The organism is Hydrogenophaga sp. UC242_53, assembly GCF_042696965.1.
Lineage (GTDB): Bacteria > Pseudomonadota > Gammaproteobacteria > Burkholderiales > Burkholderiaceae_C > Hydrogenophaga.
On record NZ_CP170552.1, the window covers coordinates 4,573,989 to 4,595,522 of the forward strand.

23 protein-coding genes are annotated in these 21,534 nt (G+C 70.9%); 9 read left to right on the forward strand and 14 right to left on the reverse strand.

All coding sequences use genetic code 11. The annotated features are described in order from the left end of the window. Positions 1-2,010 (forward strand): acetoacetate--CoA ligase, encoded by a 2,010-nt coding sequence (locus ACFJI0_RS22950; protein ID WP_382322452.1) that lies wholly within the window; start codon positions 1-3, stop codon positions 2,008-2,010. A gap of 10 nt (positions 2,011-2,020) precedes the next feature. On the opposite strand, the gene ACFJI0_RS22955 is transcribed toward ACFJI0_RS22950, so the two are convergent. Further along, positions 2,021-2,971 (reverse strand): LysR family transcriptional regulator, encoded by a 951-nt coding sequence (locus ACFJI0_RS22955; RefSeq protein WP_382322453.1) that lies wholly within the window; start codon positions 2,969-2,971, stop codon positions 2,021-2,023. A 213-nt stretch (positions 2,972-3,184) separates the two neighbouring features. Between ACFJI0_RS22955 and ACFJI0_RS22960 the strand changes: the two genes are divergently transcribed. Together ACFJI0_RS22960 and ACFJI0_RS22965 are read left to right on the forward strand one after the other, a co-directional pair. After that, positions 3,185-3,751: a DUF4148 domain-containing protein gene (locus tag ACFJI0_RS22960; RefSeq protein WP_382322454.1), complete on the forward strand. Its 567-nt coding sequence runs from the start codon at positions 3,185-3,187 to the stop codon at positions 3,749-3,751. Positions 3,752-3,915: 164 nt separating this feature from the next. After that, the gene (locus ACFJI0_RS22965; protein ID WP_382322455.1) at positions 3,916-4,914 is read left to right on the forward strand and encodes a LysR family transcriptional regulator; all 999 of its coding nucleotides are present in this window, start codon (positions 3,916-3,918) and stop codon (positions 4,912-4,914) included. On the opposite strand, the gene ACFJI0_RS22970 is transcribed toward ACFJI0_RS22965, so the two are convergent. Then, positions 4,800-5,414: an NAD/NADP octopine/nopaline dehydrogenase family protein gene (locus ACFJI0_RS22970; RefSeq protein WP_382322456.1), complete on the reverse strand. Its 615-nt coding sequence runs from the start codon at positions 5,412-5,414 to the stop codon at positions 4,800-4,802. The genes ACFJI0_RS22965 and ACFJI0_RS22970 overlap by 115 nt on opposite strands. A 14-nt stretch (positions 5,415-5,428) precedes the next feature. On the opposite strand from ACFJI0_RS22970, the gene ACFJI0_RS22975 reads away from it, so the two are divergent. Then, positions 5,429-5,629 carry a hypothetical protein gene (locus ACFJI0_RS22975; RefSeq protein ID WP_382322457.1) on the forward strand — a complete coding sequence of 67 codons (201 nt, stop codon included), beginning with the start codon at positions 5,429-5,431 and terminating at the stop codon, positions 5,627-5,629. Between the two features lie 253 nt (positions 5,630-5,882). Here the strand turns inward: ACFJI0_RS22975 and ACFJI0_RS22980 are convergent, their stop codons facing one another. Together ACFJI0_RS22980 and ACFJI0_RS22985 are read right to left on the reverse strand one after the other, a co-directional pair. Continuing rightward, entirely contained in the window at positions 5,883-6,860 is a 978-nt protein-coding gene (locus ACFJI0_RS22980) for a Bug family tripartite tricarboxylate transporter substrate binding protein (RefSeq protein WP_382152649.1), read from the reverse strand. A 107-nt stretch (positions 6,861-6,967) separates the two neighbouring features. After that, a complete protein-coding gene (locus ACFJI0_RS22985; protein ID WP_382322458.1) occupies positions 6,968-7,753 on the reverse strand; it encodes an IclR family transcriptional regulator in 786 nt (261 codons plus the stop codon). Positions 7,754-7,827: 74 nt separating this feature from the next. Between ACFJI0_RS22985 and ACFJI0_RS22990 the strand changes: the two genes are divergently transcribed. From ACFJI0_RS22990 to ACFJI0_RS23010, 5 genes are all read left to right on the forward strand, one after another. After that, a complete protein-coding gene (locus ACFJI0_RS22990; protein ID WP_382322459.1) occupies positions 7,828-8,928 on the forward strand; it encodes a CobW family GTP-binding protein in 1,101 nt (366 codons plus the stop codon). Further along, positions 8,916-9,179, forward strand: coding sequence for a hypothetical protein (locus tag ACFJI0_RS22995; RefSeq protein WP_382322460.1), 264 nt, complete (start codon positions 8,916-8,918; stop codon positions 9,177-9,179). Before ACFJI0_RS22990 ends, ACFJI0_RS22995 begins: the two co-directional genes overlap by 13 nt. Before the next feature lie 15 nt (positions 9,180-9,194). Beyond that, the gene (locus tag ACFJI0_RS23000) at positions 9,195-10,316 is read left to right on the forward strand and encodes a dihydroorotase family protein (protein WP_382322461.1); all 1,122 of its coding nucleotides are present in this window, start codon (positions 9,195-9,197) and stop codon (positions 10,314-10,316) included. A gap of 153 nt (positions 10,317-10,469) precedes the next feature. Continuing rightward, positions 10,470-11,345 (forward strand): Bug family tripartite tricarboxylate transporter substrate binding protein, encoded by an 876-nt coding sequence (locus ACFJI0_RS23005; protein WP_382322462.1) that lies wholly within the window; start codon positions 10,470-10,472, stop codon positions 11,343-11,345. A gap of 328 nt (positions 11,346-11,673) precedes the next feature. Then, positions 11,674-12,060, forward strand: coding sequence for a hypothetical protein (locus ACFJI0_RS23010; protein ID WP_382322463.1), 387 nt, complete (start codon positions 11,674-11,676; stop codon positions 12,058-12,060). A gap of 22 nt (positions 12,061-12,082) precedes the next feature. On the opposite strand, the gene ACFJI0_RS23015 is transcribed toward ACFJI0_RS23010, so the two are convergent. From ACFJI0_RS23015 to ACFJI0_RS23060, 10 genes are all read right to left on the reverse strand, one after another. Further along, positions 12,083-13,222, reverse strand: a complete 1,140-nt coding sequence (locus ACFJI0_RS23015) for a porin (protein ID WP_382322464.1) — start codon at positions 13,220-13,222, stop codon at positions 12,083-12,085. A gap of 153 nt (positions 13,223-13,375) precedes the next feature. Next, complete coding sequence (locus ACFJI0_RS23020; protein ID WP_382322465.1) at positions 13,376-13,759, reverse strand: nuclear transport factor 2 family protein; 384 nt, start codon at positions 13,757-13,759, stop codon at positions 13,376-13,378. Positions 13,760-13,761: 2 nt separating this feature from the next. Further along, positions 13,762-14,589: a fumarylacetoacetate hydrolase family protein gene (locus tag ACFJI0_RS23025; protein WP_382322466.1), complete on the reverse strand. Its 828-nt coding sequence runs from the start codon at positions 14,587-14,589 to the stop codon at positions 13,762-13,764. A gap of 58 nt (positions 14,590-14,647) precedes the next feature. After that, entirely contained in the window at positions 14,648-16,186 is a 1,539-nt protein-coding gene (locus ACFJI0_RS23030) for a bifunctional 3-(3-hydroxy-phenyl)propionate/3-hydroxycinnamic acid hydroxylase (RefSeq protein ID WP_382322467.1), read from the reverse strand. A 12-nt stretch (positions 16,187-16,198) separates the two neighbouring features. Further along, a complete protein-coding gene (locus ACFJI0_RS23035; protein ID WP_382152621.1) occupies positions 16,199-16,942 on the reverse strand; it encodes an IclR family transcriptional regulator in 744 nt (247 codons plus the stop codon). A gap of 33 nt (positions 16,943-16,975) precedes the next feature. Next, positions 16,976-17,827, reverse strand: a complete 852-nt coding sequence (locus tag ACFJI0_RS23040) for a VOC family protein (RefSeq protein ID WP_382322468.1) — start codon at positions 17,825-17,827, stop codon at positions 16,976-16,978. A 64-nt stretch (positions 17,828-17,891) separates the two neighbouring features. Beyond that, positions 17,892-18,665, reverse strand: coding sequence for a class II aldolase/adducin family protein (locus tag ACFJI0_RS23045; RefSeq protein ID WP_382322469.1), 774 nt, complete (start codon positions 18,663-18,665; stop codon positions 17,892-17,894). A gap of 4 nt (positions 18,666-18,669) precedes the next feature. Then, on the reverse strand, positions 18,670-19,395 hold the full coding sequence (locus ACFJI0_RS23050) for a dienelactone hydrolase family protein (RefSeq protein WP_382322470.1): 726 nt from the start codon (positions 19,393-19,395) through the stop codon (positions 18,670-18,672). 21 nt (positions 19,396-19,416) lie between these two features. Next, a complete protein-coding gene (locus tag ACFJI0_RS23055) occupies positions 19,417-20,517 on the reverse strand; it encodes an alcohol dehydrogenase catalytic domain-containing protein (RefSeq protein WP_382322471.1) in 1,101 nt (366 codons plus the stop codon). Between the two features lie 34 nt (positions 20,518-20,551). After that, positions 20,552-21,529 carry a hypothetical protein gene (locus tag ACFJI0_RS23060; protein WP_382322472.1) on the reverse strand — a complete coding sequence of 326 codons (978 nt, stop codon included), beginning with the start codon at positions 21,527-21,529 and terminating at the stop codon, positions 20,552-20,554. Positions 21,530-21,534: the final 5 nt, after the last annotated feature.

A 21,534-nucleotide genomic window follows, 5' to 3' on the forward strand; every position in this document is an offset into this window, starting at 1 on the left:
ATGGCGACCACCACCGCTTCGAACGCCCACCCCTTGCCGGACGGCGCCGGCGAGCTGCTCTGGTCGCCCACCGCCGAGCAGGTGCGGTCCAGCCGTCTGGCCCACTACCAGGCCTGGCTGGGCGAACACAAGGGCGTGCGCACCACGTCCTACGACGAGCTCTGGCGCTGGTCCACCGACAACCTCGACGGCTTCTGGCAATCCATCTGGGAACACTTCGAGGTGGTGGCCGAGGGCAGCCCGCAACCCGTGCTCGGCGAGCGGCGGATGCCCCATGCGCAGTGGTTTCCGCATGCGCGCCTGAACTACGCCGAGCACATCTTCCGCAACGCCACCGCCGAGCGCCCCGCCATCCTCGCGCACGCCGAAGACGAACCCTTGCTGAGCCTCTCGTGGGCCTCGCTGGAGCGCGACACCGCCGCGCTCGCCGCCACCCTGCGCTCGCTCGGCGTCGGCCCCGGCGACCGCGTGGCCAGCTACCTGCCGAACCGGCCCGAGACGGTGATCGCCTTCCTGGCCTGCGCGAGCGTGGGCGCCATCTGGTCCAGCTGCGCGCCCGACATGGGGCCCACCGTGGTGCTGGACCGGCTGCGCCAGATCGAACCCAAGGTGCTGTTCGCCACCGACAGCTACCGCTACAACGGCAAGGCGCACGACCGCGCGCCCCAGGTCGAGAACCTGCTCGCCGAACTGCCCAGCGTGCGGCACGTGGTGCACGTGCACGGCCCGGCGCACACCACCCGCGCCGTCGGCTGGCGCGACCGCCTGGACTGGTCCGAGTGCATCCAGCACGCGGCGCCGCCGCGCTACGAGCGGGTGCCCTTCGCGCACCCGCTCTGGATCGTGTACTCCTCCGGCACCACCGGCCTGCCCAAGGCCATGGTGCACAGCCACGGCGGCATCGTGCTCACGCACCTCAAGACCATGGCCCTGCAGCACGACCTGCGCGCGGGCGACCGGCTGCTGTTCCTGGGCAGCACGGGCTGGATCGTCTGGAACTGGCAGGTCGGCGCGCTGCTCACGGGCGCCTCCATCGTGCTCTACGACGGCAACCCCAGCTGGCCGGACACCCAGGCGCTCTGGCGCTTCCTCGACGAGCAGGGCATCACCCTGTTCGGCTGCGGCGCGGCTTTCCTCATCAACGCCATGAAGGACGGCCTGCGGCCGCGCGACTTCTGTTCGCTCCAGCACCTGCGAGCCATCAACGCCACCGGTTCGCCCCTGCCCATCGATGCCTACCGCTGGGTCTACAGCGCCGTCAAACCCGACGTCTGGCTCGCCTCGATCAGCGGCGGCACCGACATCGCGGCCGGCTTCGTGGCCTGCGCGCCCTCGCTGCCGGTGCACGCGGGCGAGATCCAGTGCCCCGAACTGGGCGTGGCCGCCCAGGCCTACAACGACGCGGGCCAGCCGGTGGTCAACGAGGTGGGCGAACTGGTCATCACCCAGCCCATGCCCTCCATGCCGGTCTTCTTCTGGAACGACCCGGACGGCCGGCGCTACCGGGAAAGCTACTTCGACACCTTCCCCGGCGTCTGGCGCCACGGCGACTGGATCCGCTTCACCGAGCGCCGCACCTCGGTGATTTACGGTCGCTCCGACAGCACCATCAACCGCTTCGGCATCCGCATGGGCACCGCCGAGATCTACCGGGTGGTGGAAGAGCTGCCCGAGGTGCGCGACAGCATGGTGGTGGACCTGGAGTACCTCGGCCGGCCCTCCTTCATGCCCCTGTTCGTGGTGCTGCAGCCGGGCCTGGCGCTGGACGGGGCGCTCAAGGCGCGCATCGTCGAGCAGATCCGGTCGAAGGCCTCTTCGCGGCACGTGCCCAACGAGGTGCTGCAGGTGGCCGACATCCCGCGCACGCTCAGCGGCAAGAAGATGGAGGTGCCGGTGCGCAAGCTGCTGCTCGGCGCGCCACCCGACCAGGTGGCCAGCCCCGATGCCATGCAGAACCCGGGCAGCTTCGACTTCTTCGTCGACTACGCGAGAAAGAGGGTGCCCACCTGAACCGCGCGACCTAGACCGCCAGACTGGCCTCGGCGGGTGTGCAGGTGGTGAGCGCGCTGCCCACGCGGGCTCGGGTCTGCTCGACGAGGTAGTCCAGGAACACCTCGGTGCGGCGCGGCATGAACTTGCGGCTGGGCAGGGCCGCGTACATCGTCAGCCGGTCCGTGATCCAGGGGTTGAGCACGCGCACCAGCTCGCCGCTTTCGATGAAGGGCGCGGCCAGGCCGATGGCGCAGGCACCGATGCCGGCGCCATCGAGCGCGGCGTGCATCAGGGTGTCGGGGTGGTTGACCCAGAGCACGGGCCGCACCTCGATGTCGACGAAGCGGGCTTCGTCCGTCTCGTGCAGCAGGCGCCAGCTGCGGCCCCGGCCCACCGCAGCCCTGTAGCGCAGGCAGTCGTGTTGCGCCAGGTCCTCGGGCCGCGCGGGCGTGCCCTTGCGCTGGAGATAGGCGGGCGAGGCCAGCAGCACGGTGACGCTGGAGAGCACCTTGCGCGCGATCACGTTGGCGTCGAACGAGGCGGGCGTACCCATGAGCGTGATGTCGTAGTCCTGGATCGGCGGCTCGCGGTGCGACTCCACGTCGATGTCGAGCAGGATCTTGGGGTAGGCCTGCCGAAAGCCGCTGACCAGGGGCGCGAGCACGTGCGTGGCGAGCACGGGTGGCGCCAGCAGGCGCAGCACGCCCGCGAGTTCGCTGGTCTGCGAGCTCACCAGCGCGTGCGCTTCGTCGAGCTCCTGCAGGATCACGCGCACCCGGTCGAGGTAGTTCTCGCCCGCGTCGGTGAGGGAGACGCGGCGCGTCGTGCGGTGCAGCAGGCGGGTGCCCAGGTGGTCTTCCAGATCGGCCACCAGCCGCGTGACCACGGCGGGCGACAGGTCGAGCGCCCGGGCGGCGGCCGCGAAGCCGCCTTCGTCGGTCACTTTCTGAAAAACACGCATTGAAGTCAGACGGTCCATGAGACCCAATTTAAAGGGTTTTCCCGGAGAAATTTGCCCTCATTGTTGCCAATTCAGCAATACATAAAGCCTTCCAATGCTGTTTTTCTTCTGATTCAGAAACTTTACAGTTCATCCCATCGATGCACGCAAACCCCTCCGCAGAGGCATCGAAGCCGGCCAGACCGCACAACGGACCGACCGGCATGTTCAACCCTCTCCAAGGAAACTGTCATGAAAAAGCTGTCTGTTGTTGCCATCGCCCTCTCCACCCTCGTTGCCGGCCACGCCTTCGCCGCCGATGCCTCCGTGGGCAAGACCCGCGAACAAGTCCGCGCCGAACTGATCCAGGCCCAACGCAACGGCGACCTGATCGCCGACGGCGAAACCGGTGCCCGTTACAAGGACCTCTTCCCCGCCCAGTACGCCCAGCCCGTGGTCGTGAGCAAGAGCCGCGCTGAGGTGAAGGCCGAGCTGGCCGAAGCCATCCGCACCGGTGACATCGTGGCCGACGGCCAGACCGGCGCCAAGGCCAACGAGCTGTTTCCCGCCCAGTACGCCCAAGCCCGCGCCGAGAAGCCCGCTGCTGTCACCGCCGCCGTGGGCAAGACCCGCGCCGAAGTGAAGGCCGAAGTGGCCGAAGCCATCCGCACGGGCGACTACGTGATCGACGGCCAGACCGGTGTCAAGGCCAACGAACTGTTCTCCGGCCAATACGCCCAGCCGGTGCTGGCCGACAGCAAGGCACGGGGTGACGTGCGCGCCGAACGCGTGGAATCGCGCAGCAGCAACGGCGGCTAACCCGCGGTTCTGACCACGCCCCTGGCCGATGGCCGCCGATGGACGATCCGTCCATGGCGGCCATCGGCTTTCTGGGGTCCATCACCAAGACGCTATGCTGGTTGGCCGTCCTGTCCCGCAGGACCCATGAAAGGCATCGCGTGAGGAACCCATCGCAGCGGCTCATGGCCGCCCTGCGTTTTCGCCAGCTGGAGCTGCTCAGCACGCTGGCCGACACCGGCAACATGCGGGCCGCGGCGCAGCGGCTGCACATGACCACGGCCGCGGTGAGCAAGGGCCTCAAGGACGTGGAGGCGCTGTTCGAGCAGCCGCTGTTCCACCGCCTGCCGCGCGGCGTGGTGCCCACCGTGGCCGGCACGCTGGTGGTGCAGCGCGGGCGCGTGCTGCTGGCGGAGATGGAGCAGCTCTCCGACGAACTGGCCGCGCCACTGCGCCCGCTGCACGAGCGGCTGAAGATCGGCGCCACGCCGTTCCTGACCTGGACCGTGCTGCCGCGCATCCTCTCGGTGCTCGCGGCGCAGGACCAGCTGCCCGGCGTGCTGCTGCTCGAAGGCCGGCTGGCCGACATCTCGCGCCAGCTCGAGGCCGGCGAGGTGGACGCCCTGATCACCATGGACACGCCCTCCGAACTCGGCAGCCTGTCGGCCCAGGGTTTCACCATCGAGCACATCGGCCTGGAGCAGTGGCGCGTGGTCGGCTCACCGCAGCATGCGCTGGCCGCGAACCGCGGCGCGAACAGCCCGCCCCTGCGCTGGGCCGAGGTGGCGCAGGCCCACTGGATCCTGCCGCCCCGGCCGACCAACTCGCGCATGATGCTGGAGCACACGCTGCGCGGGCACGGCCTGCCGGCGCTCATCCCGCACATCGAGACCATGAGCGCGATCACCCACCTGGAGCTGGCCGAGCAGAACCTGGGCCTCACGCTCGCGGCCCAGGGCACGCTGACCGAGCGGCTGCGGCGCGGCAGCCTGGTGGAGCTGCCGATGGAAAGCCTGCCGCCGCCCGTGCCCATCGCCATGGTCTACCGCCGCAGCGGCAACGACCGGGCTCAGCTGGCCGGGCTGGCCGCCGCCGCGCAGCGCGCCAGCAGCGCGTCGGCGCCGCCGCCCGCGATGTCCAGCGCGTCGAGCAAGAAGTTGTCGGCGCGGAAGTCGCGCCCGTAGGCCACGGCCAGCAGGCCGAGGCAGGCCGAGAGCACCGGCGTGCGCACCCCGGCCGCGCGCCCGAGCGCTTCCAGGAAGGCCAGGCCGAACGGCGCGTCTTCCAGCACGTAGCGGTGCTGCAGCGAGGCCGGCCCGTTCGGGCTCATGCCGTTGGCGGTGATCGCGGCCGCCATGGTGTGCAGCGGCCCTTCGGGCACGTGGTAGGAGCGCGCGTAGTGCTGCCGCAGCGACGGGACTTCGAGCCCGAAGCCCTGCGCCACCGCGCGGCGCTCGAGGTCCAGCGCCTCGGCCATGCGGCCCACCACCGCCGTGAAGTGGCCGAACAGCGACCAGGCTTCGCCGGCCTCCATGCGCGTGAGGTTCGGGATCACCTCGGCCGCGTGCGCGATCGGGTTGATGTTGGCCAGCGTGGGCGTGAGCAGGTTGTCCGCCGCGACGAAGCGGTCGCCGAACAGGTCCGCGCACAGCTGCCGCGCCTCCGAAGGGTCCAGCGGGCCCACGGGTGGCGATGTCGATGCGGCTGCGCAGCGGGTTGACGTGCAGGCTGCCGTCGGGCTGGAAGTGCGTGGTCGTGAGCGTGGTGCCCCAGCCGCTGACCTGCACGCCCTCGGCCGCCGCCGCGATCCACAGCGGCGCCAGCGACAGGGCGCCGCTCACGATCACGTGCTGGCCGGGCCGCCACAGCGCGTTCAGCGGCCCGAGCACGCGGGCGTAGGCGTCGGCCGGCAGGCAGACCAGCACCACGCCGAACTCGGCGAGGCGCTCCGGCGAGGCCAGCCATTCGACCTCGACCTCGCCGCCGACGGCGCCCGAGCAGCTGAAGCTGGCGCGGCCCGCGTGGCGCCGCACCCGGCGCCCGGTGGGCGACCACAGGGCCGGCGCGATGCCGTCGCGCGCGAGAAAGGCGGCGGCGGCGCAGCCGACCGGCCCCGCGCCCACGATGGCGATCCGCGACGTCATGCGGCGCATCAGTCCAGCGAGAGCTTGCGCTCGCTGATCAGCCGGCCCCACTTGGCGAGGTCGTCGGCCGCGTCCTTGCGCAGCTCCGCCGGGCTGGCGGCGACCAGCTCGATGCCTTGCTGGCGCAGCCGGTCCTTCAGTTCGTCGTTCTTCTGCACGCTGCGCACCGCCTCGTAGAGCCGGTCGATGACGGCCGGTGGGGTGCCGGCCGGCGCGAACAGCGCGAACTTGGTGGCCGACTCGAAGCGCGGCACGCCCGCTTCTTCCACCGTGGGCACCTGGGGCAGCACCGGGCTGCGCGTGCTGCCGGAGACGGCCACCGCCTTCAGGCGGCCGGCGCGGATCAGCGGCACGGCCACGCCGATGTCGACGAAGCCCAGGTCGACCTCGCCGGAGGCCACGGCCAGCGTGGCCGGTCCACCGCCCTTGTAGGGGATGTGCGTGATGGAGGTGCGCGTGAGGTCCTTGAACAGCTCGCTGGCCAGGTGGCTGGTGGAGCCGTTGCCGCCCGACGAGTAGTTCAGCCGGCCGGGCTGCTGCCGCGCGAGCGCGATCACGTCCTTGACGCCTGGCGCGTTGAGCGTGGGCCTGACGGTGAGGATCAGCGGACTCGTGCCCACCAGCGAGATCGGCGCGAGCGCATCGGGCCCGTAGGGCAGCGGCTTGATCAGGTGCGGCGCGATCGCGTAGGTGCTGTTGGTCGCGAGGATGATGGTGTAGCCATCCGGCTTGGCGCGGCTGGCTTCGCTGTGGGCGATCGTGCCCACGGCGCCCGCGCGGTTGTCCACCACCACCGGCTGCTCCAGCTGCCGGGCCATGTGGGCCGCGAGGTGGCGCGCCAGCAGGTCGGTGGCGCCGCCGGCCGTCCAGCCCACGAGCAGCTTGATGGTCTGGTTCGGGTAGGTGCTCGCCTGCGCGAAGGCGGTGGGGGCGGTGCCGACCGCGATCGCGGCCAGGCCCGCGGCCAGGGCTTGTGTCAATGTCATCGTCGCAACCTCAGGGTGTTTCGCTGAGCGCGAGTCTAGGCAGCGGCGCGCGCCACCACCAGCGAAGCCTTCTCAAGAGGTCTTAACCGCCGGTGAACGCAGGGAGCTCAGGCCGAGGTTTCCAGCGCCGCCGAAATCGCCTGCGCGCAGCGCCGCACCTCGGCCGCGAAGGCGGCCTCGTCGTAGTGCGCGAGCTCGAACACCAGGCTCACGCCCGCCACCACCTGGCCGTCGCCGAACACCGGCGCGGCGATGCCCACCCGGCCCCGGGCCACCTCCGAATCGGTGCAGGCGAAGCCGGTCTCGCGGATCGCCTTCATCTGTTTCGCGAAGTCCTTCCAGCCCCCCAGGCCCACGGATTCGCGGATCTCCTGCTCGTGGTCGAGGTAGATCTGCTTGAGCGCGCGGTCACCCAGGTTCGCCAGGATGGCCTTGGACGTGGCCCCCTTGAACATGGGCAGGGCCACGCCGCGCTCGTAGGTGGACGAGGGCGGGTGGTCGCTGCCCTTCTCCTGGTGCACGCACATCACCTGGTCGCGAAAGCGCCGGCTGATCAGCACCACCGCGTGCTGCGTGGTGCGCGCCAGCAGCTCGCGCATCGGCCCCGAGGCCGCCTTCACCAGCGGGTCGCCCTGGCGCATCAGCAGGTCGTAGCGGATGAAGGCCGGGCCGAGCATGTACGCCGAGCGCGTCGACGGCGCCAGGAAACCCAGGGTGCTCAGTTCCTTGACATCCCGGTAGGCCGAGCTGATGGACACGCCCATCTCGGCGGCGATCGCCTCCACCGTCCACAGCGTGCGCCGCTCGAAGAGCTGAAGGATGTGCAGCGTCCGGTTGCGCGTGCGGATGCCCGCGCCCTCGCCCGAACGAACTTGTTTCGCATTTGTTTCCATTTTGCTATTATTCGCACTTGTTGCGAAAACTGATGCACCGCAAGCCGGTGCGATTTTCATCAAGGAGAGCCATTATGAGTTCCGATCGTGCGCGCTTGCCGGTGGCCCTGCTGACCGGTTTCCTGGGCAGCGGCAAGACCAGCCTGCTCAACCGCTGGCTGCGCGAGCCCGCGCTGTCGAACGCGGCGGTGGTGGTCAACGAGTTCGGCGACATCGGCATCGACCACAACCTGATCGCCAGCAGCAACGACAACACCATCGAGCTGAGCACCGGTTGCCTGTGCTGCAGCGTGCAGGGCGATCTGGTGGAGACCCTGCGCGAGCTGCTGGACAAGCGCAGCCGGGGCCTGGTGCGCGCCTTCGACCGCGTCGTGATCGAAACCACCGGCATGGCCGACCCCGGCCCGGTGCTGCAGGCCCTCATGACCTTCCCGGTCTCCAACGGCTACCGCCTGGCCCAGGTGATCACCACGGTGGACGGCGTCAACGGCGCCACCACGCTGGACGGTTTCGAGGAAGCCACCAGGCAGGTGGCGGTGGCGGACCAGCTGGTCGTCACCAAGATGGACCTGGCCGACCCGCCGCAGGCCCGGGCGCTGCAGCAGCGCCTGCAGGCGCTCAACCCGGGCGCCACGGTGAGCTGGGCCACGCCGACCCAGGTGCCCTGCCTGGAGGTGCTCACCGAGCTCGACGTGTACGCCGCCGCGACGCCGGCCCCCGCGGTGCGGCGCTGGCTCAACGCCGAGGCCCACGCCGACCAGCCCGCGCGCTACCGCCCGATCGGCGCGGCGGCCGCGCCCCACCACACCGAGGGCATAGCGACCTTCTCGCTCGTGTACGACGAGCCGCTGGCCTGGCAGGAACTCGCCGCCTGGCTCGATGCGCTGGTGCTCGCGCACGGCGACGACCTGCTGCGCGTCAAGGGCATCCTGAACATCGCCGGCGAGGCCCGGCCCATCGTCGTGCACGCGGTGCAGCGCCTGTTCCACCCGCCCGCGCCGCTGGCCGAATGGCCCTACGAGGACCGCCACTCGCGCCTGGTCTTCATCACCCGCGGCCTGGACCGCGCCTACGTCGAACACATCTTCGACGTGATCCGCGGCCGCGCGCCCCGCCCCAACCCCTCTTCCACCACCCCCCTCGCTCACAAGGAGAACATTTCATGGACACATTGATCCGCCACGGGCTGATCGTCACGCCGCAAGGGCGCCGCGTCGCCTCGATCGGCATCCAGGGCGGCCGCATCGCCGGCATCTACGAACCCGGGGCCGAGCCCGAAGCGCGCGAGGTCATCGAAGCCGACGGCCTGGCATCGTGCCCGGCGCCATCGACATGCATTCGCACCACCGCCAGGGTTCGCTGCCGGGCTTCGAGTACAAGGACACGATCCACACCTCCACGCTGCAGTGCGCGGCCGGCGGCGTGACCACCAGCGTTGGCCATGCCCAACGTGCAGCCGCCGCCGAACTCGCTGGAGCTGCTGGAGCGCCAGTACGACATCTACCGCAGCGACGCGATCGTGGACTGGAACTTCAACCCCGCGCCCACCATCAGCGAAGAGATGCCCGGCATGGCCGACACCGGCATCGCCGCGTTCAAGATCTTCATGGTCGTGGACACCGGGCGCGACTACCCGCACATGCCCGGCATCGGCGTGCACGACCACGGCAAGATCCTGGAGATCATGCAGCGCTGCGCCGAGCTGAACGTGCCGCTGATGGTGCACCCGCACGACCAGGCGCTGATGGACGTGATCGAGCAGAAGTTCTGGGACCGCGGCGAGCGCGACGCCCTGGCCTACGCCAAGGCCTACGCCGCGCACGACGGTGTGATCTGGGAAACCGCCATCGCCACGCTGCTGCGCCTGCAGCGCGCCTCGGGCTGCCACCTGCACATCCTGCACACCCAGACCGCCGGCAGCGTGGAGCTGATCCGCCAGGCCAAGGCGGCCGGGCAGAAGGTGACCTGCGAGATCAACCCCTGGGCGCTGTTCCTGGGCTGCGAGTGGTCGGCCATCCAGCGCCTGGGCTCCTACGCGCTCTCGTACTGGGTGCCCGAGAAGAACGTGCCCGGCCTGTGGGAAGGCCTGCGCGACGGCACCATCGACATCGTCGCCACCGACCACGCGCCGCACACGCGCGAAGAGAAGGAGATCGGCTGGACCGACGGCTGGAAGGCCCACACCGGCACGCCCTCGACCCAGTTCTACTACAGCATGTTCATGACCGCCGCGCTGGAAGGCAAGATCAGCCTGGAGCGCGTGGTCGAGGCCTGCAGCGCCAAGCCGGCCGAGCTGTTCAAGCTCGCGAACAAGGGCGCGCTGACCGTCGGCGCGGACGCGGACCTGGTGCTGGTCGACCTGAACCGCGAGTACGAGGTGCGCGACGAGGACGTGCTCAGCCTGATCGGCTGGAGCCCCTACGCCGGCCGCAAGCTCAAGGCCAAGCCGGTGCGCACCATCGTGCGCGGCACCACCGTCTACCTCAACGACCAGGTGATCGGCCAGAAGGGCTTCGGCCAGCACGCCAAGGCCGTGCGCGAACCCGCCGCCGCCCTGGCCTGAACAGCCCCCACCCTGCCAGCCAAGGACTTTCCATGAAACGACGCTCCTTCGTCCAACACTCCCTGCTGCTGCCCGCCCTGGGCGGCCTGGGCCTGGCGCACCACCGGCAGCGCGGCGCGCGCCCAGGCCAACTGGCCCGAGCGCCCCATCAACATGGTGGTGCCCTACCCCGCGGGCGGCAACACCGACTTCGTCGCGCGCATGACGGCGGACTACCTCAACCGCGCGCTCGGCGTGCCGGTGGTGGTGGACAACCGCGCCGGCGCGGGCGGCACCATCGCCTCCATGCACGCGGCCAAGCTGCCGGCCGATGGCTACTCGGTGTTCCTCGCCTCCATCGCCCAGATCTCGCTCGCGCCCTTCCTCTACAAGATCCGCTACGACCCGTTCAAGGACTTCCTGCCGATCGCCAACGTGGCGGGCAATCCCCAGGTGGTGGTGGTGCCGGCCGCCTCGCCGCACAAGAGCCTGAAGGACCTGGTGGACCACGGCCGCGCGAACCCGGGCAAGCTGCTGATGGCGCACGCGGGCACCGGCTCCATGTCCTTCCTCGCGGGCGCGGCGTTCCTGAAACGCGCGGGCATCGACGCGGTGATGGTGCCCTACAAGGGCGGCGCGGCGGCCATCGCCGACACCATCGCGGGCATGACCGAGGTCTACACGGCCAACATCTCCGAGACCCTGCCCTACCTGCAGAGCGACCGCCTGCGCCTGCTCGGCGTGACCAGCCCGCAACCCGTGGCGATGCTGCCGGGCGTGCCCACCATCGCCTCGCTGTTCCCGGGCTTCCAGACCGAAACCTGGAACGGCCTGCTCGCGCCGGCCGGGCTGCCGGCCCCGATCGCCGACCGCCTCGCGGGCGCGGTGGCGAAGATGTTCACCGACGACGCGGTGCTCTCGCGCATGGCCAAGGCCGGCCTCATTCCGCAGACCGGCCAGCAGACGCCGAAGGACTTCGCGCGCCGCATCCAGGCCGACGTGGAACTCTGGCGGCCGGTGATCAAGGCCATCGACGTCAAGCCCGAGTAGGCCCGGGCCGGGGCTTCTTCGCTGCCGGTGGGCGTGGCTGCCGTTCTCCGGCGCCTGCTCGCGGGCGCCTGCGCCCGGCAACCCCACCCACCGTCGAGAGTGCACCGCAGGCATGCGGTGCCTTCCTTTCGGCGGGCCCGGGACGACCTCTCGGCGGATGGTGTTCCCCCCGGACGCAGGCGCCCCATTCGCGGTTGCCACAGAGCTTGAGCGTCAGGGGTCGTGTTGACGAAGGGGTCGCTGCGGACCCGGGCAGCCGCCCGCGAGCAGGCGCCGGAGAACGGGGGGACGCCAGCCGACAGCGAAGAAGCGGCCCACAATGGCGACCATGACCCTGGAAGACTTGATGGCCATCGCCAAGCAAAGCCGCACCGCCACCACCTGCCCCCACTGCCAGGCCCTGGTGTGCAAAGGCTGGGACTCCGTGCCCGGCGGCTTCGACCTGACCCGCCTGACACGCGTCGGCAGCTTGCGCGACCCCGACGCCGACGAACCCACACTGGCCGAGCACCACCCGAACGGCACAGGCGCCTGGTCCGACGACGCGCCCATCGCCCTCGGCTGGTTCCCCTACAACCGCTGCGACGTCTGGCAATGCAGCGGCTGCGCCCGGCCCTTCCTGCGCTACACCGAGGTCGGCGGTTACTACACCGACGAGCGCATCCGCGAACTGCAGGCCCACCTGATCGTGCGGCCTCCCCCCAACCCCGCTTGAGCGGCCGGCCGGGCCAAGCCCCTCAGAACGAGTGCCGGATGCCCAGCGCCAGGCCCGTGCCCGAGCGCAGGTTCGTGGCGCGGTCGGCGATCGCCACGCCGTACAGGTCGGTGCGCTTGGAGAGCGCGTGGATGTAGCCCGCCGACAGCGTGCTGCGCACGCGGTCGCTGACGCCGGCCTGCTCGCGCTTCGTGCGCGCCCAGGACGCGACGATGCGGCCCGCGCCCACCGGCACCTGCGCGCTCAGGCCCAGCGTGTCCAGGTCGATCTCCCGCAGGCCGCGCGCCTGCACCGTGCCGGTGGAGTACTGACCAAACACCTTCACCACCTCGAAGTCGTAGGACACGCTGGCCAGCGTGCTCTTGGTCTCCAGGATCACGTAGGGCGCACCGGCGGGCTCGGCCGCCGCGCGCGGCGTGGTGATGGCGGCCCCGTCCACGCGGCGGTGGTTCAGCGCGGCGGCGAAGGCGCCCTGGCGGTAGTTCGCCGTGAGGTCCACGCGGCGGCCTTCGGTGGAGGCCTCGCGCGCCACGTACTGCAGGTTCGCCGACAGACCGCCGAAGGTGGGCGTGGTGTAGGCGACCGAGTTGCTCCAGATGCCGTCGGTGGCGCCGTTCACCGCGTTCATGGGCTGTGAACCCGTGATGGTGTGCATGAGGAAGGGACCGAGGTTCACCGACTCCGCGAAGGGCGTGAACTGCAGCGTGGCGATGTAGCTGCCGGTGGGGATGCGGCCCATGCGCAGGAAACCGAAGCCGCCGCGCAGGCCCACCCACGAGGCCAGCGAGAAGGTGCGGCCCACCGCCGTGTCGCCCGGGTGGCGGCCCGCTTCGCCGGTGTCCATGCGGAAGTGGCCGCCGATGTCGAACGCGGCGCTCAGGCCGCCGCCCAGGTCTTCGCTGCCGCGCATGCCCCAGCGCGGCATGGAGAGCAGGCCGCTGTCCATGCGCGAGACCGTGGCCTCGCCGGCGAGGTTGCGGCGGTAGTAACCGCCGTCGAGCACGCCGTAGAGCGAGACCTGGCTGCTGCCGCTGCCGCCACCACCGGGGGCTTGCGCGAAGGCCTGGGGCGCGGCGCCGATCAGCGCGAGGCTGGCGAGGGCCAGGTGCACGCCACGGCCCAGCGAGCGCGGGGCACGGGAGGTTTTTGAAGAATGGGGCATCGATGTCTCCGTCCCTCTCTCTGCGGAGAGGGTGATGTGGTTGATGAGAAGAAAGAGAAGCAGATGCGATGCCTTCAGGCACCGGCGTCGGCATGATGTTCAGAGGGGGTCGCGAGCGTCAAAGCCTTGCCTCAGATGATGAGAAACGGCGCCTCACTTCGCCCACGCCGCGTCGTCCACGCGCGTCGCTTGAAAGCCGCGCAGCTTCCACGCACCGGCGGTGTGGACCCACAGTTGCGACACGAAGGTGGTGGAGGCCACGGCCTCGCCGCCCGGCACCCGCTGGCCGCGCAGGCGCATCAGGCCCGCCATCCACGCCGCGTCGCCGTGGGGGTGCACCACGAGGCCCTGGCGCTCCACGGCCTCGTAGCGGATGCGGTGCGCGAGGAAGTCCAGCAGTTGTGGCTTGTCGTTGACCAGGCCGGTCGAATGCACGTAGACCAGCTGCGCGTCCAGCACCGCGTCGATGCCACTCAGGTCGCCCGCCACCAGGGCCTGGCAGCGGCGCGTTTCGAGCGCGATCAGGGCCTCCTGCATGCTCAGGCCTCCTGCACCACGCCGTTGCTCAGCACGCCCACCGAGGAGATCTCCACCTCCACGAGGTCGCCCGGCTGCAGCCACAGCGGCGGCACGCGCTTCACGCCCACGCCGCCCGGCGTGCCGGTGACGATGACATCGCCCGGCACCAGCGTCATGAAGGTGGACACATAGGCCACCAGGCGCGGGATCGGGAAGATCATCTGGTCGGTGCGCGCCTGCTGCACCACCTTGCCGTTGACGCGGGTCTGCAGCGACAGCACGCGGTCGGCGGGCAGCTCGTCCAGCGTCACCAGCGCGGGGCCGAAGCCGGCCGTGCCCGCGAAGTTCTTGCCCGGGCCGAACTGGCGCGTGTGGTGCTGCCAGTCGCGCACGCTGCCGTCGTTGAAGCAGCTCACGCCCGCGATGTGCGCCCAGGCGTCGGCCTGCGCGATGCGGCGCCCGCCCCGGCCGATCACGACGGCGAGTTCGCCTTCGTAGTCCAGCTGCGTCGATTCGCGCGGGCGCACCAGCGCCACGCCGCTGCCCCGCAGCGACTCGGGATGGCGGAAGAAGATGGAGGGGTGCTCGGTGGGGTCGCGCTGGGTCTCGACGCGGTGCTCCTCGTAGTTGTGGCCCACGCAGGCGATGGTGCGCGGCTGCGGGATCACCGGCAGCGGCGTCAGCGCCGCCAGCGCGTGGTCGGCCTTCGCGCCCGCGTGGGAGCGCGGGAGCGCCTGCCAGTCCGGCAGGGCCAGCAGCTCGCGCAGCGTGGGCGCGGCCGCGCCGAGGCGGCGGCCGAGGTCGATCACGCCTTCGGCCGTGCACAGCCCGTAGGAGGCGCTGCGCACCGATCTCAAAACTCATCAATTTCATGGGGGGGTTCCTGTGAAAGAAAAAAAGAAAGGCTCAGGCCGGCTGGGGCACGACGGCGTAGACGTAGCGGTCCGGCCGCAGCACCAGGGCGGCGGCCCCGAAGCGCGCGAGCAGGGCCGCGAGTTCGCCGCTCGCATCGCGCACGCGCACCACCGCGCCGCCGTCGTCCGCGGGTGTGTCGAGAAAATCGTCTTCGCTGCGCACCAGCGCCACCTGCCCGGTGCACAGGCCCTGTGGCACCACCTGGCGCGCGGCCTCGCGCACCACGGCCGCGTCCCAGCCGATCACCGAGAAGCCCGCGCCCAGCACCTCGTCCAGCCGCACGTCCTTCGCCGGGCTTTGCACCCAGGGCTGGGGCGCGAGCTCGGTCGCGCTCAGGTTCGGCGAAGGCAGGAAGCAGCCTTGCGCGAAGCGCGGCTTGGGCTTGAACTTGAGCTGCAGGATGTAGTCGCGGCAGACCGGCAACAGGCAGGCCGCGCGCAGGGCGGTCTGGGTCAGCGCCGCGCCCAGCAAGCTCTTGGGCTGCATCACGCGGCCGATGCGCAGGGCCATCTGGATCAGCGCGGCCGCGTGCGGGCGCCGCTCCTGCTCGTAGCTGTGCAGCACCGACTCGGGCAGGCTGCCGCGCAGCAGGGCCGCGAGTTTCCAGCCGAGGTTGGCGGCGTCGCGGATGCCGCTGTTGAGGCCCTGGCCCGCGAACGGCGGCGTGAGGTGGGCCGCGTCGCCCGCGAACAGCACGCGGCCTTCGCGCCAGCGCGTGCGCACGCGGGCGTGGAAACCGTAGATCACCTTGCGCACCAGCGGCAGGTCGCGGTCGGCCGGCACGCGGCGCGCGATCCACTCGCGGAAGTTGCGCTCGTCCAGCACGTCCTCGTCGCGGTCGCCTTCGCGCAGCATGAACTCGTAGCGCAGCGCGCCGCGCGGCCCCGGCAGGCGGATGGTGGGCCGCCTCGGGTCGCAGTAGGTGCTGGTGTGGCGCAGCGGCACGGTGCGCTCCGCGAGGTCCACGATGAGCCAGCGCTCGGCGTAGGTCTCGCCTTCGAGCACGATCTGGCAGAACTCGCGCACCGGGCTGCGCCCGCCGTCGCAGGCCACCAGCCAGCGCGCGCGCACGGGGCGGGCTTCGCCCTCGGCCTGCACCTGCACGGTGATGCCTTCGGCGTCCTGCTCGAAGGACGTGAAGCTGTGGCCGAATTTCACCGCCACGTGTTCGAAGCGCGCCAGCCCGTCGAACAGCGTTCGCACCAGCAGCGGCTGGCGAAACGCGTTGCGCTTGGGGTAGCCGTATTCCTGGCGCGTCGGCTGGATCGCCGCGAAGGGCCGGCCGCGCCAGTCGTGGTACTGCACGCCGTAGCCCAGCACCACGTCCTTCAGCACCGCGTCCAGCAGGCCGGCGCCCTGCAGCGTGCGCAGGCTCTCGTCGTCCAGCGTCACCGCGCGGGGCTCAGGCTCGAGCGCCGCGTTGCGTTCGATCACCAGCGTGCGCACGCCGTGCGTGCCGAGCAGGTTCGCCAGGGTGAGCCCGACCGGACCCGCGCCGACGATCACCACGTCGGGGTCTTTTCCATCCATCCACATAAGTTGCTAGCGCGGCGTTTCCAGCCGCCCTCCGATGCGCAGCGCCGCTCGCAGGACGTGGTCCGCGACGCGCTGCGGGTTGATGTTCGGTGCCTGGGCCCACATCACCACCGAGAGGCTGCCCAGCAGCAGCTCCCCCTGGTGGATCGGTGCGGCCCAGCCACAGGCTTCGGCGTCCACCTCGGCTGCCGTCACACAGACCTTGTCGCGCCGGATCTGCGCCATCAGCGCCGACAGCGCGTCGAAGCTGCCCGGCAGGCCCGCTTCGCGCAGGGCCGCCGTGTCGTGGCGCACGAGGTCGCGCAGGTCTTCGGGCGCCATGTGCGCCAGGATCACCTTGGACGTGGCGCCCCGGTACAGCGGCATGGCCCGGCCGCGCTCGTAGCTCACGTGCGGCGGCCCATGGCGCCCGCGCACCTGGTGCACGCAGACCACCTTGCGGCTGTGCAGGCGGCTGAGCAGCACCACGCCACCCGTGCGCTCCGACAGCGTCTTCATGATCTCGCTGGCGGCCGCGATCAGCGGGTCGTTGATGCGGATCAGGCGGTCGAGCTCCACGATCTCCGGGCCCAGCACGTACTGGCCGATCGAGGTGCGCTCGATCAGGCCGGCCTCCTCCAGGTCGGCGAGGTAGCGGTAGGCCGTGGCGGTGGAGATGCGCAGCTCGGTCTCCACGTCCACCGCGCGCACGTGCTTGAACCCCTGCTTGAACAGGCGAAGAACCTGCAAGGCCTTGGCGGTGGTGGTCATGGGTGGCGCTCCTGAAAGGGCAAGTCGGTGGGGCTAGCTTCGCATGATGCGCACACCCCAGCGGTTGAGGGTTGAGGGCTGGTGCGGCCATTCGCCGACCGCGCGCCCGGGCTCGCAGACCTCCAGCTCGGCGGAGATCTCCGCCATGTTGCCGTCCATGTCCTTGAGCATGAAGAAGGTGTCGTTGCCCGGCCCGTGCCGGCCCACGCCCCAGGCCAGCGGGAAGCCGGCGTCGGCCATGTGGTCGGCCCAGTCGCGCAGCGCGGCCCAGTCTTGCGCCTCGCACGAGAAGTGGTCGAAGCGCGCCAGCGGCGCGCGGAAGATGGCCATGGCGTGGTGCTCGGCGTCGGTGCGCAGAAAGGCCGCCGTGATGGCGCCGGCCTCGTCGCGCACGCGGTCCGACAGCACGAAGCCCAGTTGCTCGGTGTAGAAGGCCAGCAGCGCGGCGGGATCGGGCGTGCGCACCGCGAAGTGCTGCAGCCGCGCGCTCGGCAGGCCGTCGGCGGTGGACGCGGCGGGCGCGGCCGGGCCGTGCTCGAAGCGGATGCGGCGGCCTTCGGGGTCGAGCACGGTGTGGGCGCTCTCGCCCACCTCCTGCAGGGCCACACCGCGCGCCTGCAACTGCGCGCGGTGCGCGTGCAGCGCGGCGGCGCTGTCGAAGCGGAAGCAGGCCAGGTGCAGCTGGCCGCCCTTGCCGGGCCGCAGCACGAGTTCGCGTTCGGGCGCGCGGCACACGTGGGCATCGCCCTGGTGCGAGACCGCGAAGCCGAAGGTCCGGGCGTAGAAGCCGGCCAGCGCGGCCGGGTCGCTGGCGGTGAGTTCGAGTCGCGCGAGGTGCGCTCCGATTTCCATGGATGTCCTTTCGAGATCGAGTGGGTCGATCATGGACATCGGGTGCCGGCCGGTCAAAACCGTTTCTCGTTTCCTGAGAAATGAGAACCCAGATGGCTCAGGCGCGCCGGCGCCGGGCCTCTTCCTTCCACAGCGCCCAGGGCCGCTCGGCCTGGGCCTCGTGGCTGCTCATGCACGAGGCGCACTCGGCCTCGCTCAGGTAGCTCACCTCGCCCAGACCCAGGGCGGTGGTCTGGACGCGCGCGTTCACCTCGGCGTAGACCGCGCGGTACACCACCTGCTTCAGGCTCTCGCCCACCACGGTGCTGCCGTGGCCGCGCATGAGCACGATGGGATGGCCCTCGAACTGGCGCGCCAGCGCGGCGCCGATGCGGCCGTCGCGCACCAGCAGGTCGCTGCCGTCGCCCACCACGTCGCGGATCTCGAACACCGGCGCGCCGGTGCCGATGAAGCCGGCCATGTGGAACACCGCGCGCAGCGGCGTGCCGCGCGAGATGGTCAGCGGCACGATGGCCGGCGAGTGGCTGTGCACGATGGCCTGCACCTGCGGGTGCGCGCGGTAGATTTCGGCGTGGATGAAGCGCTCGATGTAGACGCGCCGCCCGCCCGCGTCGATGGGCTCGCCGTCGAGCGTGAACGAGACGATGTCCGATGCGCCCACCTGGCCGGGCGCCATGTTGCGCGCGAGCAGGAAACGCTCGGGGTCGCGGTCGTGGCGCACGCTGACGTGGCCGAAGGCATCGACCACGCCCTGGTCGTAGAGGATGTGGTTGGCGCAGACCAGGTCCGCGAGCAGGCCGTCGCCCGGGGGCAGCGGCGCGCGCTTCACGTCATCGAGGGCAGCGGCCAGGGAAGTGGAGGGTGGGCACATGCGCTCATTGTCCGGGAGGCAGCTCGGTATTCAGGAAATCCAGTGTGCGCTGCCAGGCCTGGGCCGCCGCGCCTTCGCGGTACATGGCGGGGCGCGCGTCGCACAGGAAGGCGTGCCCGGCGCCCGGGTACACGTGCTGCGCAAAGCGCACACCGGCGGCCTGCAGCGCGGCGTCGATGGCCTGCACCTGCGCGGGCGGGATGGTCGGGTCTTCCGCGCCCACGTGCAGCAGCAGCGGCGCGCGGATGGCGCCCGCCTCGCCCAGCGTGGCGTGCGGGCCGGCGGCGATGCCCGGCCCGTAGAACACCACGGCCGCGCCCAGATCGGGCAGGCGCGTGGCGGCGGTGAAGGCGGCGCGGCCACCGAAGCAGAAGCCCACCACGGCGCTGCGGCCGGCCTCGATCTGCTCCGCGGTCTGCAGGTGCGCGAGCACGGCCTGCACGTCTTCGAGGATGGGCGACACGCCGATCTGCGAGATCAGGGCCACGGCCTCGCTGTGCTGCGCGTAGGCGAGTTCGCGCGTGCCGCTGCGGTGGAACAGGTCGGGCGCGAGCGCCAGGAAGCCTTGCGCGGCGAAGCGCCGAGCGATGTCCTGGATGTGCGGGTTCACGCCGAAGGCTTCCTGCAGCACGATGACCGCGCGCGTGGCGGGCGCGGCGGGGCGCGCCACGTAGGTCTGCATGGGGCCGGCGGCGGTCGGCACGGTGATCCAGGGGTTGCGGTCTTGCAATTCAATCTCCGGTGGAAAAGGTCAGGGGTTCACCACCGCCATCCAGATGGGCAGGGTGCGGGTGCGGGTGGCTTCCAGCGCCTCGTTGACCTGCTGCAGGCCGAAGCGGTGGGTGATGAGGTCTTCCGCGTCGAGGCGCTGGTCGGCCAGCAGGGCCAGAACTTCGTCGGTGTCGGAGCGGGTGCAGGCGCGCGTGCCGACGAAGCGCCAGCAGAAGATCATCATGTCGCGCAGTGCGAAGGGCAGCGCGGCGTTGCTGCCGCCCATGTGCACGAAGCTGGCGCCCTGGGCCATGGCCGAGGCGGCCTGCGCCGAGCCCGGCCCGTCGGGGAAGTAGTCGAGCACGGCGTCGGCGCCGCGTGGCATGAGTTCGCGCAGGCGTTTCGTGAGGCCTTGCGTCTCGGCCCAGTCGGGCGCGAGTTCGTCGAGCACCGCGAGCTGCACCGGCAGATCGCCGGCCAACGGGCGCAGGGCTTCGAGCCGCTCGCGCGAGCGGCCCACCAGCACCAGCTCGCGCGCGCCGTAGAAGCGCGCGAGCTTGATGCTGGCCGTGCCCATGGTGCCGGTGGCGGCGGTGATGACCAGGCGGCCGGTGGCGGGCAGGGCCGCGCCCTTGAGCGCGCGCACCGCGTTGGCCAGGTCGTGCACCTTGGCGCCCACGTCGAAGCTGACGTGCGCGGGCAGGCGGTCCAGCAGGTCGGCGGGCACGCAGGCGTACTCGGCCAGGCCGCCGTTGTGGTACTTCGCGTACAGCGCCATCGGGCCGCGGCCGAAGCCGGCGTGGCCCATCATGGCCGCGTCGTTGCACATCTGCTGGCGGTCCGAGCGGCAGTAGTCGCACTGGCCGCACGAGAGCATGGGGTGCACGCGCACCCGCGCGTCCTGCCAGGCGGCATCCACGCCGCTGCCCAGCGCCACCACGGTGCCGGCGATCTCGTGGCCCGGCGTGGTCGGCAGGTGCTTGAAGCGGCCCATTTCGAGCAGCTTCATCATGCCGGGCGCGATGCCGGCCGACGCCACCTTGACCAGCACCTCGCCCTCGCCCGGCGTGGGCACGGGAAGGGTTTCCAGGCTGAGTTCGCGCGCGCTGGGGTGGGCGCGCGCGGCCATCATCGTTGACATGTCTGTCTCCTTGTTGTGATTGGTTCTGAAGCGCTCAGGCGCCACGCAGCCGGGCCAGCTCGTCGGCCGGCAAGCGCGTGCCCTGGCGCAGGGCCGGCGCCACCTGCGGGATCGGCAGGGTGCTGGCCAGGGCCAGGTGTTCGCTCGGGCCGCTGTGCAGGCTGGTGAAGGCGATGCCGCGCGGGATCTGCACGAAGTCGCCCGGCACCAGGTGCACGCTGCCGCGCTGCGTGACCAGGGTGCGCTCGCCCTGGATCTGATACTGCACCTCGCAGGCGTCGCGGTGCCGCGTGTACACGGCGCCGTCGTCCGAGGCCTTGCGCGAGCGGCCGATGGCAACCGCCGCGCTGCGGTACAGCCATTGCAGGCCCTCGCCCTCGGGGTGCAGCACCTGGATGCGCTCGGCGTCCTGCTCGGCGTGTTGCAGCAGCAGGGCCTCGTCGACCGGCGAGAGCGCGAGGTCCTGACCCGGGCCGCCCACGCCTTCGGTGGTGAGCTCATTGATCACCGCCGGCGTCCAGCCGGGGAAGGGCGTGCTCAGGTACTCGGCCTGGCGGCTGGGGGCGACCAGTTCGCGCACCGGGCCCGGCACGTAGAACAGCAGGTGCACGTCGTGCCGGCCGAAGTTGTCGTGCGCCACGCCGTTGGGGATGCGCGAGAAGTCACCCGGCCGCAACTCCACCGTGCCGAGTTCGGTGATGAGGGTGCGCTCGCCGCAGACCTGGAACGAAAGCTCATCCACGCCGGTGTTGCGGTGGTAGAACGGCTGGCGGCCGTTCATGTTCTGCCATTCGATGCGGATGTCCGCGCTCTCGTACACGCCCACGGGCGGCGCGAAGGCGCGCTCCACGTAGGCCGCGCCGAGGTGCGCCACCTCGATCGGCGGGTACTCGCGCGCCCGCTTCATCGGGGACGGCAGCGGATCGGCGAGCAACAGCGCTTCGCGGCGCTCCAGCACATAGGGCGGCGCATCGAAGGGAAAGGCATCGATGTGTTCGCGGACCAGCTTCATGGGGT

Coding starts and splice junctions, on each gene's coding strand:
- ACFJI0_RS22960 (WP_382322454.1), top strand. CDS start 3,185: ATGAAAAAGCTGTCTGTTGTTGCCATCGCCCTCTCCACCCTCGTTGCC.
- ACFJI0_RS22990 (WP_382322459.1), top strand. CDS start 7,828: ATGAGTTCCGATCGTGCGCGCTTGCCGGTGGCCCTGCTGACCGGTTTC.
- ACFJI0_RS23060 (WP_382322472.1), bottom strand. CDS start 21,529: ATGAAGCTGGTCCGCGAACACATCGATGCCTTTCCCTTCGATGCGCCG.
- ACFJI0_RS23040 (WP_382322468.1), bottom strand. CDS start 17,827: ATGATCGACCCACTCGATCTCGAAAGGACATCCATGGAAATCGGAGCG.
- ACFJI0_RS23055 (WP_382322471.1), bottom strand. CDS start 20,517: ATGTCAACGATGATGGCCGCGCGCGCCCACCCCAGCGCGCGCGAACTC.
- ACFJI0_RS23020 (WP_382322465.1), bottom strand. CDS start 13,759: ATGCAGGAGGCCCTGATCGCGCTCGAAACGCGCCGCTGCCAGGCCCTG.
- ACFJI0_RS23045 (WP_382322469.1), bottom strand. CDS start 18,665: ATGTGCCCACCCTCCACTTCCCTGGCCGCTGCCCTCGATGACGTGAAG.
- ACFJI0_RS23000 (WP_382322461.1), top strand. CDS start 9,195: ATGCCCAACGTGCAGCCGCCGCCGAACTCGCTGGAGCTGCTGGAGCGC.
- ACFJI0_RS22975 (WP_382322457.1), top strand. CDS start 5,429: ATGCGGCTGCGCAGCGGGTTGACGTGCAGGCTGCCGTCGGGCTGGAAG.
- ACFJI0_RS22965 (WP_382322455.1), top strand. CDS start 3,916: ATGGCCGCCCTGCGTTTTCGCCAGCTGGAGCTGCTCAGCACGCTGGCC.
- ACFJI0_RS22950 (WP_382322452.1), top strand. CDS start 1: ATGGCGACCACCACCGCTTCGAACGCCCACCCCTTGCCGGACGGCGCC.
- ACFJI0_RS22985 (WP_382322458.1), bottom strand. CDS start 7,753: ATGGAAACAAATGCGAAACAAGTTCGTTCGGGCGAGGGCGCGGGCATC.
- ACFJI0_RS23010 (WP_382322463.1), top strand. CDS start 11,674: ATGACCCTGGAAGACTTGATGGCCATCGCCAAGCAAAGCCGCACCGCC.
- ACFJI0_RS23035 (WP_382152621.1), bottom strand. CDS start 16,942: ATGACCACCACCGCCAAGGCCTTGCAGGTTCTTCGCCTGTTCAAGCAG.
- ACFJI0_RS23015 (WP_382322464.1), bottom strand. CDS start 13,222: ATGCCCCATTCTTCAAAAACCTCCCGTGCCCCGCGCTCGCTGGGCCGT.
- ACFJI0_RS22955 (WP_382322453.1), bottom strand. CDS start 2,971: ATGGACCGTCTGACTTCAATGCGTGTTTTTCAGAAAGTGACCGACGAA.
- ACFJI0_RS22995 (WP_382322460.1), top strand. CDS start 8,916: ATGGACACATTGATCCGCCACGGGCTGATCGTCACGCCGCAAGGGCGC.
- ACFJI0_RS23030 (WP_382322467.1), bottom strand. CDS start 16,186: ATGGATGGAAAAGACCCCGACGTGGTGATCGTCGGCGCGGGTCCGGTC.
- ACFJI0_RS23005 (WP_382322462.1), top strand. CDS start 10,470: ATGGTGGTGCCCTACCCCGCGGGCGGCAACACCGACTTCGTCGCGCGC.
- ACFJI0_RS22980 (WP_382152649.1), bottom strand. CDS start 6,860: ATGACATTGACACAAGCCCTGGCCGCGGGCCTGGCCGCGATCGCGGTC.